The organism is Flavobacterium sp. KACC 22763 (genome assembly GCF_028736155.1).
Lineage (GTDB): Bacteria > Bacteroidota > Bacteroidia > Flavobacteriales > Flavobacteriaceae > Flavobacterium.
Genome location: NZ_CP117879.1, coordinates 3658781 through 3674385 on the forward strand (window position 1 = coordinate 3658781; position 15605 = coordinate 3674385).

14 protein-coding genes are annotated in these 15605 nt (G+C 33.9%); 7 read left to right on the top strand and 7 right to left on the bottom strand.

What is annotated here, in order from left to right; all coding sequences use genetic code 11:
• Window position 1 precedes the first annotated feature (1 nt).
• The 3 genes from radC to PQ463_RS15230 form a co-directional block, all read right to left on the bottom strand.
• Entirely contained in the window at window positions 2–691 is a 690-nt protein-coding gene (gene radC / locus PQ463_RS15220; RefSeq protein WP_274254412.1) for a RadC family protein, read from the bottom strand.
• A gap of 121 nt (window positions 692–812) precedes the next feature.
• Window positions 813–2168, bottom strand: coding sequence for a UDP-N-acetylmuramate--L-alanine ligase (locus tag PQ463_RS15225; protein WP_274254413.1), 1356 nt, complete (start codon window positions 2166–2168; stop codon window positions 813–815).
• Between the two features lie 202 nt (window positions 2169–2370).
• Window positions 2371–4515, bottom strand: coding sequence for a S46 family peptidase (locus tag PQ463_RS15230; RefSeq protein WP_274254414.1), 2145 nt, complete (start codon window positions 4513–4515; stop codon window positions 2371–2373).
• A gap of 312 nt (window positions 4516–4827) precedes the next feature.
• On the opposite strand from PQ463_RS15230, the gene PQ463_RS15235 reads away from it, so the two are divergent.
• Window positions 4828–5358 (top strand): outer membrane beta-barrel protein, encoded by a 531-nt coding sequence (locus PQ463_RS15235; protein ID WP_274254415.1) that lies wholly within the window; start codon window positions 4828–4830, stop codon window positions 5356–5358.
• Between the two features lie 117 nt (window positions 5359–5475).
• On the opposite strand, the gene obgE is transcribed toward PQ463_RS15235, so the two are convergent.
• The 4 genes from obgE to hpt form a co-directional block, all read right to left on the bottom strand.
• Entirely contained in the window at window positions 5476–6477 is a 1002-nt protein-coding gene (gene obgE, locus PQ463_RS15240; protein ID WP_274254416.1) for a GTPase ObgE, read from the bottom strand.
• A 102-nt stretch (window positions 6478–6579) separates the two neighbouring features.
• The gene (locus PQ463_RS15245) at window positions 6580–7803 is read right to left on the bottom strand and encodes a hemolysin family protein (RefSeq protein ID WP_238989935.1); all 1224 of its coding nucleotides are present in this window, start codon (window positions 7801–7803) and stop codon (window positions 6580–6582) included.
• A 253-nt stretch (window positions 7804–8056) separates the two neighbouring features.
• Window positions 8057–8629 (bottom strand): adenylate kinase, encoded by a 573-nt coding sequence (locus PQ463_RS15250; protein WP_274254417.1) that lies wholly within the window; start codon window positions 8627–8629, stop codon window positions 8057–8059.
• Window positions 8630–8695: 66 nt separating this feature from the next.
• A complete protein-coding gene (hpt, locus tag PQ463_RS15255) occupies window positions 8696–9226 on the bottom strand; it encodes a hypoxanthine phosphoribosyltransferase (protein WP_111379706.1) in 531 nt (176 codons plus the stop codon).
• Between the two features lie 184 nt (window positions 9227–9410).
• Between hpt and PQ463_RS15260 the strand changes: the two genes are divergently transcribed.
• The 6 genes from PQ463_RS15260 to PQ463_RS15285 all read left to right on the top strand — a co-directional run bounded on the left by PQ463_RS15260 (window position 9411) and on the right by PQ463_RS15285 (window position 15506).
• The gene (locus tag PQ463_RS15260; protein WP_239457894.1) at window positions 9411–9665 is read left to right on the top strand and encodes a hypothetical protein; all 255 of its coding nucleotides are present in this window, start codon (window positions 9411–9413) and stop codon (window positions 9663–9665) included.
• A 387-nt stretch (window positions 9666–10052) separates the two neighbouring features.
• Entirely contained in the window at window positions 10053–10604 is a 552-nt protein-coding gene (locus PQ463_RS15265; RefSeq protein WP_274254418.1) for a HEAT-like fold family protein, read from the top strand.
• Window positions 10605–10801: 197 nt separating this feature from the next.
• Window positions 10802–11965: a 5-(carboxyamino)imidazole ribonucleotide synthase gene (locus PQ463_RS15270; protein ID WP_274254419.1), complete on the top strand. Its 1164-nt coding sequence runs from the start codon at window positions 10802–10804 to the stop codon at window positions 11963–11965.
• A 109-nt stretch (window positions 11966–12074) separates the two neighbouring features.
• Complete coding sequence (purE, locus tag PQ463_RS15275) at window positions 12075–12560, top strand: 5-(carboxyamino)imidazole ribonucleotide mutase (RefSeq protein ID WP_129747982.1); 486 nt, start codon at window positions 12075–12077, stop codon at window positions 12558–12560.
• A gap of 103 nt (window positions 12561–12663) precedes the next feature.
• On the top strand, window positions 12664–14691 hold the full coding sequence (locus tag PQ463_RS15280; protein WP_274254420.1) for a M3 family metallopeptidase: 2028 nt from the start codon (window positions 12664–12666) through the stop codon (window positions 14689–14691).
• 155 nt (window positions 14692–14846) lie between these two features.
• Window positions 14847–15506, top strand: a complete 660-nt coding sequence (locus tag PQ463_RS15285; protein WP_274254421.1) for a SanA/YdcF family protein — start codon at window positions 14847–14849, stop codon at window positions 15504–15506.
• The last annotated feature ends 99 nt before the right edge of the window (window positions 15507–15605 follow it).

Here is a 15605-nt window from a genome sequence, read left to right on the forward strand (position 1 = left end):
ATTAAAAAATTCCTTCATCTACAAAACTATAATATTTTGATTCAGTTATAATAACATGATCCAAAACTTTAACATCTAAAATTTCTCCTGCTGTTTTAATTTTCTTGGTAATCTGTTTATCGGCACTACTTGGAACTAAACTTCCAGAAGGATGATTATGACACAAAATCAAGCCTGTAGCACCATTTTCTAATCCCAATTTAAAAACCAATCGTATATCTACAATTGTTCCAGAGATGCCTCCTTTACTTAATTGAGATTTAGAAATTACTTTATTTGAATTATTAAGAAAAAGTACCCAAAACTCTTCATGCGAAAGTTCCCCAATAATGGGCTGCATAATATCAAAAACAGCTTTACTTGAAGTTATTTTTTTTACTTTTTCCACATCTTCTATTCTTTGCCTCCTACCCAACTCTAAAGCCGAAACAATTGAAACAGCTTTTGCTTCACCTATGCCTTTAAATTTCATCAATTGAGAAGTCGACATTTTTCCTAAAGCAGTTAGATTTTTTGTAGTAGCCAAAATCCGTTGGCTTAATGCTACGGCCGACTCATTGCGGCTTCCCGAGCCAATTAAAATTGCTAATAATTCGGCATCACTCAAGGCATCTTTTCCTTTGAGCATTAATTTTTCACGAGGTTTGTCATCGTCTGACCAATTTTTTATAGCAAAATGACTTCCTTCCATAATAATAAATTTAAGAAGCGAAGATATTCAAAAAGAAGAAAAATCCTTCAAAAAAAATATTGGTTTAAATAAAAAAGCCGACTGTAGAAACAATCGGCAAATTATCTAATTGACTAATTTTCTAATTAATCAAACTTTTTACCTCATCAAAGTTTAAGCCTCCGTAATTTCCAGAACTCATTAATAAAAGTGCAGAATTGTCTAAATTTAAATTGAACAAATATTCTTTAAACTCAGCAGGATTGGTATAAATGATTAAATCTTTTCTATTGAATGCAGTAGCAATCTGTTCATAAGTTACTTCTTCTAACTGTTTAATTTTTACCGCATCTGGAGAATAGAAAACAACAGCAACATCTGCATATTCTAAAGCGCCCTCATATTCCTTTAAAAACTCAGCATTTAGACTACTATAAGTATGCAATTCTAAACAAGCTACTAAAGTTCTGTTTGGATATTGCTCTTTTACCGCTTTTGTTGTTGCAGCCACTTTACTTGGCGAATGCGCAAAATCCTTATAAGCTACTTTTCCTTTTCCTTCTGCAATTTTTTCTAAACGTTTAGATGCACCTTTAAAACTTGCAATTGCTTCGTAGAAATCGGCTTCATCAACGCCCATATTTTGGCAAATCCATTTTGCTCCAGCCAAATTATTTAAGTTGTGTGCTCCAAAAACTTCAATTGGCATATCGCCCTCTGGAGTTTTTAATAAAGTTACTCCTTCACTCACAGAATATTCAGGAGTTGAATAAGCAATTTTTCTAATCGGATTTGTCGCTCCCTCAGAAACACGTTTTACTTCTGGATCATTTTCGTTGTAAACTAAAATTCCGCCATTTGTAATTTTTTCGATGAAAATCTCAAACTGCTCCACATAGTTTTCATAAGTTGGAAAAACATTAATATGATCCCACGCAATTCCAGAAATCAAAGCAATATTTGGCTGATACAAATGAAATTTCGGACGTCTGTCAATTGGTGAAGACAAATACTCATCACCTTCCAAAACCATAAAATCGTTTTCTTCAGTCAAATGCACCATAGTATCAAAACCTTCCAACTGCGCGCCAACCATATAATCAACCGCAATATTGTGGTAATGCATTACGTGTAGAATCATTGAAGTAATCGTAGTTTTACCATGAGAACCACCAATTACAACACGAGTTTTATTTTTAGATTGTTCGTATAAAAATTCAGGATACGAATAGATTTTCAAACCTAATTCTTGCGCTTTTAACAATTCAGGATTATCTGCTTTTGCATGCATTCCTAAAATAATTGCGTCAATATCTGAAGTGATTTTTTCTGGAAACCAACCCATTTCTGCCGGAAGAATTCCCTTTTTCTCCAATCTCGATTTTGAAGGTTCAAAAATTGCATCGTCACTTCCTGTAACTTGGTATCCTTTATTATGTAATGCTAATGCCAGATTGTGCATAGCGCTTCCGCCAATGGCGATGAAATGTGTTTTCATTTAAAATGTTTAATCGTTAAACTGTTTAATCGGTTAATCGAAATGGCAAATAACTTATTAAACTCCATAATTATTCTTCAAAAATAAGGAAATATAATATGTCAAATTTGGTTTTGAAAATAAATTAATTAGAAGACAATAAAAAAACCCGACAAGTTTTGAAAACGTGTCGGGTTTGATATTTACAATCAGGAATTAAAGATTATTTTGCGATCGTCAATTCGTCGATAATGTTTTTAGCTCCAGCGTATTTGTCGATAATCCAAAGTACATAACGAATATCTACGTTGATTGTTCTTTGCAATTTAGAATCAAAAATAACGTCTCCAGCCATTGCTTCAATGTTTCCGTCAAAAGCAATTCCGATTAATTCTCCTTTTCCGTTAAGAACTGGCGAACCAGAGTTTCCTCCAGTAATATCGTTATCTGTTAAGAAGTTTACTGGCATGTAACCCGCTTTATCAGCATATTGTCCGTAATCTTTTTTCTTGTTCAATTCTAATAAACGAGCTGGTAAGTCAAATTCCTGATCTCCTGCTTTGTATTTTTTAACCATACTTTCCATTGTAGTATAGTTGTTGATTTTAGCATCATTACGAGGATCTGCAGGTAAAGCGCGAACTTTTCCGTAAGTCAATCTCAATGTAGAGTTTGCATCTGGATATTTAATTGCGTTCAATTTAGACTCTCTTAAACCTTCAACCAATTTACGGTAAGCTGCTGCAAATCCATCATCTGCTTTTGCCTGATCGTCTGTTTTAGCACGGTATTTAGTCAATAAATCATTAGAAATAATATACAACGGATCGTGTACAATTGCTAATGGTTTCGGATCAGCCAAAAATGCCAATACTTTTTCTTTGCTTGTGAAATAACTAATTTCGGTTGCTTTTGCTACATCAGCAGTAAAGTCTCCATTGTTAGCCGTTTTCATTTTCGCAACCTCTGGAGCAAGTCCATATTCTGCAGCTTTAGAAGCATACAGATTCAATTGAGCTACTAAAACATCTTTTTCTAATGGAGCATAAAAATCTCCATAAATGCTTTCTACCATTGCATTAATTTTAGGAAGCATTTCTGCTTTCTTCGCATCATTTTCTTTATAATAAGCAATTAATGCATTTCCTAAATTAGCTGGTCCAGTCGCATAACTAGAAGTTCGTAAAAGCTGAGTCAAATAATTATCGTGACGTGCTTTTAAGTTTGTTTCTCTGTAATAATCGTTGATAGTCGGAATTACATTCTCGTACTTTTCTTTGTTTGCAGGTTTAGTAGCCCACTCATAGAATTTATCTTCTTGTGCTGTTTTAGTATCAACCGTACCTGCTTTTGTTAAAGCATCAATCATACCCTGACGGTTTTTCCAGTAGTTTGCAGTTGAAGCATATTTAGAAGCGTACTGTAAACGAACAGTTGCATCTTTATCCATATACTTTTTCATTACATCCATTCCTGTTTTTGCACCTTCAACCCAAGCAGGATAAGCATATTTAATGTTTTGCTCAATTCCTCCAGCTGGCATCCAACGGTTTGTTCTTCCTGGATAACCCAAGATCATTGCAAAATCATTCTCTTTTACACCTTTTAAACTAACAGGCAAATAGTGTTTTGGTTTTAAAGGCACATTGTCTTTAGAATATGTAGCAGGATTTCCGTCTTTATCTGCATAAACTCTAAACATAGAGAAATCTCCAGTTTGGCGAGGCCACTCCCAGTTGTCTGTATCTCCACCAAATTTACCAACGCTTTCAGGAGGAGTTCCCACTAAACGAACGTCTGTGTAATCTTGGTAAACAAAATAGTAATATTCATTTCCTTGAAAGAAAGGACGAACAGAAACTGTGTATTTTCCGTTTTCGCTGTTTTCTTTTTCGATCAAAGCAATTTCTTGCTGAATGATTTTGTTTCTTTCAGTTTCTGTCATTTGATCGTTTACTTTAGATAAGATTCTTTTAGAAACATCATCCATACGAACGAAGAAACGAACGAACAAAGATTTAGGTTTTAGTTCTTCTGAACGGCTTTTTGCCCAGAAACCATCTTTTAAATGATTTTGCTCTGCAGTTGAAAGTTCTGCAATTGCGCTATATCCACAGTGGTGATTAGTCAAAACCAAACCGCTGTTTGATACGATTTCTGCCGTACAACCTCCATTGAACTGTACAATCGCATCTTTTAAGCTATGGTGATTAATGCTGTAAATTTCTTCGGCTGTCAATTGCAAGCCCATTTTTTCCATATCTCTATGGTTCAATCTTTCGATAAACATCAAAAACCACATTCCTTCATCGGCTCTCATTGGGAAAGCCATAAGGCACATGGTCAAGAATAAAATTACTTTTTTCATGTTATTTTGTTTAAGTGATGCGAATATAAGCCATTTTAGCAAAAAAAATAAGCTTTACATTCAAAAACAAAACATAATAAATTGAATAAGGCATGATTTTGCGAAATTCACAATTTTCAGAAAACTAGGATAACATTTAATTTTCTTAGGTAAACACATAAAAATTAATAAAAACATTATATAAAACAATTGCATCTTTTAAATAAAAGCAATTATTATAAAAATAAACTTTCAAAACAAAAATAATACAATAAATTATTTCCTACAATTTATTTTGTACTACATTTGCGTCCCAATAAATATTAAGTGAAAATGAAAAAAATGTTAGTAGCAGTTGTAATCATATTTACAACTATGGCAAGTGCACAAAAAAATTCTATCCTATTAGGTGGCAACGTTGGATTCTCTTCTGAGAAAATTGGCGATTCTAAATTAGAAAACTTCGAATTCTCACCAAAAGTAGGGTATCAATTTGCAGACCAATGGACAGCTGGAGTTGAAGGTTCTATCATGAATGTAAAAGCAGCAGGAGCAGACACAACTGAAAAATACAAAATTGGAGGTTTTGTACGTTACACAGTTCCTCTTTCGGATATGTTCTCTGTTTTTGGTGATTTAGGCGCTGGATACCAATCAACTAATGTTAATGATGCAAAAGGAATTTATGCTAGTCTTACTCCTGCTTTATTCATTAATATGAAAAGAGGATTTGGTTTAAATTTCTCTATTGGAGGAATTAACTACGATAATCTTGACGGTAAAAATGATCCAAGACAAGAACGTTTAAGCTTTAACTTTGGAAAAACCCTAAACATCGGAATTTCTAAAAACTTCGGATTGTAGTTTGAACTTATCACGTAAGATTTAGCCATCTTATATCTTTTTGTTTTTTTTCGTACAAAAAGAAAAACCCGACAATACTGTTTATTGTCGGGTTTTATGTTTTTAATTGAAACTTTTTTACTCATTAAGCATTTTCCAAAGCCTATCTTTCAAATCTGTCAAACCTTGTTGTGCAACAGATGAAATAAACATATAAGGAACGCCTTTGAAAGAAACATCTAATTCTGCTTTCAATTCTGCTTTTAGTTCATCGTCCAACATATCGCATTTTGAAATCACAACAAGACGTTCTTTATCTAACATTTCAGGATTATACTTTGTTAATTCGTTAACCAAGATATCATATTCTCCTTTAATATCTGCCGTGTCAACGGGAATCAAGAACAATAAAGTTGAGTTACGCTCAATATGACGCAAGAAATAATGCCCTAAACCTTTTCCTTCTGCAGCGCCTTCAATAATTCCTGGAATATCAGCAATTACAAAAGATTGGAAATCTCTGTAAGCAACGATTCCTAAATTTGGCTTTAAAGTTGTAAACGGATAATCGGCAATTTTTGGTTTTGCTGAAGTTAAAACCGAAAGTAAAGTAGATTTTCCTGCATTTGGGAAGCCAACTAAACCAACATCAGCTAAAACTTTAAGCTCCAGAATCACATCCATTTCTACCCCAAGTAAACCTGGCTGTGCATAACGAGGTGTTTGGTTTGTAGAACTTCTAAAATGCCAGTTTCCTAAACCTCCCTTTCCTCCTCTTGCAAGGATTTGCTTCTCTCCGTGTTCTGTAATTTCAAAAAGTGTTTCTCCAGTTTCCTTGTCTTTTACAACAGTTCCTAATGGCACTTCAATTACTTTATCTTCTCCATCAGCTCCCGTACTTCTGTCTGAACCTCCATCTCCACCGTGACCTGCTTTAATGTGACGTGCAAATTTTAAATGAAATAATGTCCAAAGTCCTTTATTCCCAACCAAATACACATGTCCTCCGCGACCTCCATCTCCTCCGTCGGGACCGCCTTTTTCAATAAATTTCTCTCTATGTAAATGCGTAGATCCTTTTCCTCCTTTTCCGGAAGAAACATATATCTTAACGTAATCTACAAAATTTCCTTCTGTCATTTTCTTTGTTTATGTAAAGTTTCAAGTTTCAAGTTTCAAGTTTCAGGTTACGTAATGCATAACCTGAAACTTGAAACTTGAAACTTGAAACAAATTTTCTCTCTACTCTTTTAATGCTCTTACAAGCACTTTATCAATCTTAACACCGTCCATATCGATTACCTCTAGAACGAATTTCTGCCAAACTAATTTCTCTCCTTCTTTTGGAATATGAGACAACTCAGTCATAATCATTCCGCTTACAGTGTTTACTTCGTAATCGTTTGTTAATTCGTCTAATTCGAAATATGTCAAGAAATCATGCAACGAATAATGTCCATCAACCAGCCATGAACCATCTTCTCTTTCTATAAGCTGGAATTCATCTTTATAGAATTCAGCGGCATCACCAACTAAAGCCTCTAAAATATCATTCAAAGTAATCATACCTTGAAAAACACCATATTCATCTGAAACTAAAGCGTAATGAACTCCTGTTTTTTTGAAATTCTCTAATGCTTTATAAGCCGTAGTTTGTTCCATTAAATAAGGAGCATCAGACATTATGGCTGCTAAATCGAAATTATCTTTTTCAATATTCGCAAAAATATTTTTAAGTGTTACAACACCAACAATATCATCGTAATTATCATTGTAAACTGGATAAACAGCATGCAAATCCTGAACTACTAATTCTTTAATTTTTTCTTTATCTGCTTTTAATGGCAGCATATCTACTGACTTGCGGTGTGTCATTAAAGAGTTTACTTTTCTATCTCCAATATGAAAAACACGCTCCACAATGTCTTGTTCTATTTCTTGAACTTCCCCAACTTCAGTTCCTTCTTTAATAATGGCTTTAATTTCTTCTTCTGTAACTTTTCCATCAGCAGTTGGTTTTATCTGAAGAACATTCAGTAAAAAATCTGTTGAAGAAGTTAGCAACCAAATAAATGGTGCCGTAATAATCGAAATCACTTTCATTGGCATCGCCACCATTTTAGCAATAGCTTCTGGATAATTTAATCCAATTCGTTTTGGAAGCAATTCTCCCAAAACCAATGAGAAAAAAGTTAAAACTACCACTACAATTCCAACAGCGATTGAATGTGCGTAAGGTTTAAGAACGGCAATTCCTGCAACAAAAAGTTCAACATCTGCCGTGATTTTATCTCCAGAATAAATACCGGTTAAAATTCCGATTAAGGTAATTCCGATTTGTACTGTAGACAAAAATTTATTTGGGGAGTTGGCTAAATCGAGTGCCGTTTTAGCACTTTTATTGCCTTTTTTTGCTGCCGTTTCGAGCCTGTTTTTACGGGCCGAAATCAAAGCGATTTCAGACATGGAGAAAACTCCGTTTAATAGAATTAGAAAAAATATTATTAGTATTTCCAATTGATAGGGGATTCGTTATAAAATAGTCTCGTTAATGTAATTTGCAATCGTAATCTAAAATAGCCCAGATGGAAGAGAAGAGCCCGGAGCTAAAAAAACTAATTTTTCTTGCCAGAAAACAGCGACCGAAGGAAGCTCGTTTTATGGTATAGAAAAATAGTTTTTTTAGCGAGGACTCGTAACGTACAGCTGGAAAAAGCTTCTACAAATTATCTATAACTGACGTTAAGCGCTCTGTAATTTGTTCAATCGTTCCGATACCGTCTACGGCATGAAACTTATTTTGTTCTTTGTAATATCCAATTAACGGAGCAGTTTTCTCATTGTATTCCTGATATCTCACACGAATTTTTTCTTCGTCTTGATCATCAACTCTTCCGCTTGTTTTTCCTCTTTCTAATAGACGTTTTACCAAAATTTCGTCATCAGCTTCTAAAGCAATTGTTGCAGTTACGTTAGACCCGATTGTTGGTAAAAATTTATCTAAAGCTTCAGCCTGGTTGATTGTTCTTGGGTAACCGTCAAACAAAAATCCTGCTGTATCTGGGTGTTTTTTCACCTCATCAATTAACATTGCAGTTGTTACTTCGCAAGGAACCAATTCTCCATTGTCCATAAAAACTCTTGCTTGTTTTCCTAGTTCAGTATCATTTTTTAAATTGAAACGAAAAATATCTCCTGTTGAAAGGTGTGTTAAATTGTATTTCTCTTTTAAAAATTCTGCCTGAGTTCCTTTTCCTGCACCAGGCTTTCCAAATAAAACGATGTTAATCATAATTGAAATGAGTGTTGTTACTTCTGTCTTTCAGAAGTCTTTAAATGAATATTTAGTTGTGTTTTGTTATTCTGCTAATTTGTAAATCTCGGTTAAGTTTCTTCCTAAACCATCATAGTCCAGACCGTAACCTACAATAAATTTATTCGGAATACGAATTCCGATGTAATCTATTTTTATGTCTTTTTTGTATGCTTCTGGCTTAAAGAATAATGTTGCAATTTTAAAATGCTTTACATTTTGCGCTTTAAACAAGTGCTTTAATTCTTCAATTGTATTTCCGGTATCAATAATATCTTCGATGATAATTACGGTTCTTCCTGAAAGATCCTGATTGATTCCGATTAATTCTTTAACAGCATTTGTTGTTTCAGTTCCTTCATACGATGCCATTTTTATAAACGAAACCTCGCATGGCTTTTTATATTTTTTTAGAAAATCTGACACGACCATAAAAGCACCATTCAAAACTCCAATAAAAATTGGCGTATCATCTCCAAAATCATCTTCTACCTGAGCAACTATTTTAGTTAAAGCAAAATCAATTTCTTTAGCCGAAATAAACGGAACAAATTGTTTATCGTGAAGTTGTATCATTATTTTTCTTTTTAAAATAATGGACAAAGATACAGAATTACAACTTAACTGCTTCTATCAAAATAAACTGTATCGAGATATTTTTTAAGAATGTTAAATATCAGTTAATGTTTACAAAATATTTTTTAACCCTATTCCAAATTTAAGTAAATTGCTGTACCCTAACCATTTAACCGCAAAAATAATGAAAAAACCCTTAGCCCTATTTTATATACCGCTATTAGCCTTAATGACAGGCTGCAATGGGCAAGTAAAAAAAGAAGAAAAAGAAGCTCTTGCCAAACAGCCCGGAAATGTTGTAAAAACTGCCATTGGAGATATTACGCTTCCTGCACCCTACGCTATCGAATCTAAAAGTAATGTCACTAAAGTGACTGTCTTGCCTATGGGCAATTTTGAAGCACCAAATTCCAACTCTAAAAAGATTCTAAACACATAGAAATATAGATTTTTGTTTAAAAAGATGTTACAAAAAATCTCATTTTCTTGCATGACCCCGAAGCATCGGGATGTGAGTTTTAAATAAGTCAAACGCCTTTTTTGCCTCAATCAATGCTATGTTTCTATGTGTTAAATAAAATTGCGTTCTATCCCAGCTCTTTTTATGCCTTTCAAAAAATATTTTCTTCTTCTTTGTTTTTCTTTTTTATTCTAAAAACAGTTCCGCCTAAAAAAATGAAGTCCAAAATATTGATAAGGTCCATTTTCTAGTGTTTATGGCGCTGAATTGTGTGGAGCGATTTTACTATCTCATACCACTCACAAACTATTACGAAATTGTCTCGCTAAATTATTTATTTTAGCGCCGTATTAAATCTCAAAAACAATGCTTTCCGAACTGCAGAAAAAACTGGATTACGTAAATGCTTATAGAGAAAACCGTCTAAAAGCTGCGCAAGATGTTCTAGAAAACCCATCGCTTTTTAGCGAATTGGTTTCGATTTGCTTTTCACCCGAAGATAAAAACAATCATAAAGCTTGTTGGATTTTAGAATTTGTTTCGTACGAAGAATTAAATTGGTTACAACCTCATCTAGATTTTTTCTGTTCAAATCTGAAAGTCTTAAAAGACGAAAGTTCTATGCGTCCGATTGCAAAAGTCGTTCAGCTTTTGGTAAAATCGCATTATAAGAAAAACGAAAATGGCATAAAACTCTCCGAAGAAAATCTTCAAGATTGTATTGAAGCTTCTTTTGACTGGCTTATTAATGACACCAAAGTTGCCACAAAAGCTTATTCCATAAGAACTCTATACATTCTAGGAAATCATTACGACTGGATACATCCCGAGCTAAAAGTCATAATCGACAAAGATTTCGGGGATCATACTGCAGCCTATAAAGCCGTAGCCAAAGAAGTTTTAAAGAAAATAAAATAGGTTTTAGTTGCCACGAATTACACAAATTTTCACGAATTATTTTTTTTTTTCAAATTCGGTCTAAAAAAATTAGTGGAAATTTGTGCAATTCGTGGCAAACAAAAAAAATCCTTTCTAATCCTTTTAATCTGTGGCATAAAAAACTAAATTTTGGCTAAAAAAGATTAAAAAGTATCTTTGCAAAAACACAACACAAAATGAATTATTTTTCTTCTGATTTTAAATTAGGAATATTAGGTGGCGGACAATTGGGCAAAATGCTTTTGTTTGACACCAGAAAATTTGATATACAAACTTACGTTCTAGATCCAAGCGACGAAGCGCCTAGTAAAATTGCCTGCAACAAGTTTTTTCAAGGCGATTTAATGGATTATGAAACGGTTTACAATTTCGGAAAACAAGTCGATGTTTTGACTTTTGAAATCGAATTGGTAAATCTTGAAGCTTTAACGCAACTAGAAAACGAAGGCTTAAAAGTATATCCATCTCCAAAAACCTTAAAAGGAATTCAGAATAAAGGCGTTCAAAAAGATTTTTACGCTAAAAATAATATCCCAACTGCACCTTTCAAAAGATTTGAGAACCTTGAAAATCTAAAATCAGAAATCGTTAATGAACAATCAACAATCAAATTGCCATTTGTTTGGAAATGCACCGAATTTGGTTACGATGGAAATGGTGTAAAAATAGTTCGCCAAGTTTCAGATTTAGATACATTGCCAAATGTAGAATGTATTGCAGAAACTATGGTTCCGTTCAAAAATGAATTGGCTGTAATTGTAGTTAGAAATCCATCGGGCGAAATGAAAACGTATCCGGTTGTGGAAATGGAATTTCACCCAGAAGCAAATCAAGTTGAATACGTAATCTGTCCAGCAAGAATCGACGATAAAGTAGCCGAAAAAGCAAGGGCTGTTGCTTTAAAAGTTTCAGAGAATTTTAACCACGTTGGTCTTTTAGCAGTTGAAATGTTCCAAACTCAGGACGACGAAATTTTAGTTAATGAAGTTGCTCCTCGTCCACATAATTCTGGACATTATTCTATCGAAGCAAGTTATACTTCACAATTCGAAAATCATTTACGCGCTATCTTAGATCTTCCGTTAGGAAATACAGACAGCAAAGTTGCCGGAATTATGGTAAATTTAGTAGGTGCCGAAGGTCATTCTGGAAATGTGGTTTATGAAAACATCGAAACCATTTTAGGATGGGACGGCGTTACACCACACATTTACGGAAAAAAACAAACTCGCCCTTTCAGAAAAATGGGTCACGTGACAATCGTAAATGAAAATATGGCCGAAGCCAGAAGAATTGCGCAGGAAGTTAAGAATACTATTAAAGTGATCAGTGGTCAGTAATTTTTAGTGGTCAGCCGCAGTCATAGTATTCAGTTAAAACTAAACAAAGAGTGTTTTCAGTTTCCAACAACTTGAAACTTTAAACCTGAAACAAGATAAACAAAAAAACATGAGCAAAGTAGCTATTATAATGGGAAGCATCTCCGACATGCCAGTTATGCAGGATGCAATCGACATATTAAAACAATTTAATGTAGAAGTTGAAGTAGATATCGTTTCGGCACACAGAACGCCGGAGAAATTATTTGATTTCAGCAAAAACGCACACACTCGTGGAATTTCAGTAATTATTGCTGGTGCGGGCGGTGCGGCGCATTTACCTGGAATGGTGGCTTCAATGTCTCCGCTTCCAGTAATTGGAGTTCCAGTAAAATCTAGCAATTCTATTGATGGATGGGATTCTGTTTTATCAATTTTACAAATGCCAGGCGGCGTTCCTGTCGCAACTGTTGCTTTAAACGGAGCAAAAAATGCTGGGATCTTAGCAGCACAAATCATCGGAAGCCACGATAAAAAAGTTTTAGATACCATTATTTCTTATAAAGAAGAATTGAAAGCGGCAGTTAATAAAGCGGCTGAAAGTCTTAATAAATAAATTTAGTGATCAGTGGTCAGTTTTTTTAGTGTTCAGTAGTTGTCTTTATGAGAACTGAACACTAAAAAAACTGACCACTGACTACTTTTAAAAAACTCTACTTATGAGCGTATTAACACAATATTTCAACACCAAACATAACACTGCACCTTTTTCGCAAATTAAAATTGAAGATTATGTTCCTGCTTTTACAGAAGGAATTGCTTTGGCTAAAGCCGAAATTGATGCAATTGTAAATAATCCAGATGCGCCAACTTTTGAAAACACAATTGTAGCTATGGATTTTTCGGGTGATATTTTAGATCGTCTTTCAAGTATTTTCTTCAACTTAAATTCAGCTGAAACAAATGACGAAATGCAGAAAATTGCACAGGAAGTTTCGCCTTGGCTTTCAGAATTAGGAAATGACATTCGCTTAAATGCTGAATTGTTTGCAAAAGTAAAAGCTGTTTATGATCAAAAAGAAAGTTTGAATCTTAATCCAGAGCAAACGACTTTATTAGACAAAAAATACAAAAGCTTTTCTAGAAACGGAGCGAATTTACCAGAAGACAAGAAAAATCAATTAAGAGAAATTGACAAAGAATTATCGAAATTGAGTTTACAGTTTGGCGAAAATGTTTTGGCCGAAACCAACAACTTCGAGTTGCATTTAACCGATGAGAAAGATTTATCTGGTTTGCCAGAAGGAACAATCGAAGCGGCAAGATTATTAGCCAAAAATCAGGAAAAAGAAGGATGGATTTTCACTTTAGACCATCCAAGTTATGTTCCGTTTTTGACTTATGCTGATAATCGTGAATTGCGTAAAAAAATGGCAATTGCGTTTGGTGCTAAAGGTTTCCAAAAGAATGAATTCAACAATGAAGAAAACGTTCTAAAAATTGCCAAACTTCGTCATGAAAGAGCTAATTTATTAGGTTACAAAACACATGCGCATTTTGTTCTAGAAGAAAGAATGGCCGAAAGTCCAGAAAAAGTATTCTCTTTCTTAAATGATTTATTGTCTAAAGCAAAACCAGCAGCTCAAAAAGAATTTGCAGAATTAACTGCTTTCGCAAAAGAATTGGACGGAATCGAACAATTGGAAAAATGGGACGGGGCATATTATTCTGAAAAATTAAAACAACAGCTTTTTAATTTAGATGATGAAAAGCTTAAACCATATTTTCAATTAGAAAAAGTTTTAGACGGCGCATTTACCGTTGCCAAAAAATTATACGGCTTAACTTTTACAGAGGTTTTTGACATTGATAAATACCACGAAGAAGTTACGACTTACGAAGTAAAAGATAATGATGGAAATTTAGTATCGATTTTCTACGCCGATTTCTTCCCAAGAAAAGGAAAAAGAAACGGCGCGTGGATGACTTCATTCAAATCTCAATATGTAAAAGATGGCGTAAACGAAAGACCACATATTTCTAACGTTTGTAATTTTACAAAACCAACAGAAACAAAACCTTCGTTATTAACTTTTAATGAAGTAACAACTTTATTTCACGAATTCGGACACGGTTTACACGGAATGTTAGCCGATACAGTTTATCCGAGTTTATCAGGAACTTCTGTTTATTGGGATTTCGTAGAATTACCAAGTCAGATTATGGAGAACTGGTGTTATGAGCCAGAGGCTTTGGCTTTGTTTGCAAATCATTACGAAACAGGAGAAATTATTCCGATTGAGTATGTTCAGAAAATTAAAGAAAGTGCAAGTTTCCAAGAAGGTTTGGCAACATTGCGCCAGTTAAGTTTTGGACTTTTAGACATGGCTTGGCACGGACAAGATCCAACTTCGATTACAGATTTAAAAGCTTTCGAAACCGAACAATTTGCGAACACGCAATTGTATCCTGATGTAAAAGAAAATGCTATGAGTACTGCTTTTTCTCATATTTTCCAAGGTGGATATTCTTCTGGATATTACAGCTACAAATGGGCAGAAGTTCTAGATGCTGATGCTTTTGAATATTTCCATGAAAACGGAATCTTTAATGACGAAATTGCGAAGAAATTCAAAGACAATGTGCTTTCAAAAGGAGGAACAGAACATCCGATGACTTTATACAAACGTTTCAGAGGGCAAGAACCAAAACCTGAAGCTTTATTGAAAAGAGCAGGATTGTTGTAAAGATTCTAAGATACTAAGGTTCTAAGTTGCTAAGCTTTTTAGAGAACCGAATTTTGAAACCGAAGCTTTTTTGCTTCGGTTTTTTTATTTGATTTTTCTTAGAAATAAATTTACTTATCTTCGTGTTTTAAATCTTAATCTTACAAATACAAGCCGTGAAAAAATATTTTAAAATAGCACTTTATCTTGCCATTATCGGATTGACTGCCATTGTCTCAATAAATTATTACGTGAAATCTGCGACCAAGAAGAACATTTATTATTCAATAAAAAAGTTCCCAAAGAATGATGTCGGAATTATTTTTGGTGCGGGAATTAATGGAAATCAGCCAAGCAAGTATTTAAAAGATCGTTTGGATGCGGGAATTATGCTTTGGAAAGCCAAACGCATCAATAAAATTTTACTTTCGGGTGATAATGGTCGCGATGAATATGACGAATTAACGGTAATGAAAAACTACTGTTATAATCATGGTCTTGACACTACAAAGATTTTTATCGATTATGCAGGTTTCGACACTTACTCAACAATGTATCGGGCAAAACATATTTTTAAGATTAAAAAAGCAACTTTAATTTCGCAGGAATATCATTTAAATCGTGCTATTTATATCGGACAAAAACTTGGTATTAAATCTTCTGGATATTCCGCTAATAAAGGAGAATATCTTGGATATAATTATGTTCGATTTAGAGAATATGGTTCGATTTTCAAATCTTTTTTTGATGTTTTGAGAAATCGCGAACCTCGTTTTTTAGGTGGAGAAATTAATATTAATGGAGAATCTAATTATTCTAAAGACGATAAACGATAAAAACAAAACCCTGCAAAGAACTTGCAGGGTTTTTAATTAAAAATTTAATGACAAAGAACATAAGTCTTGTTTCTTTGCTCTTGTATCTATTTCTAAATC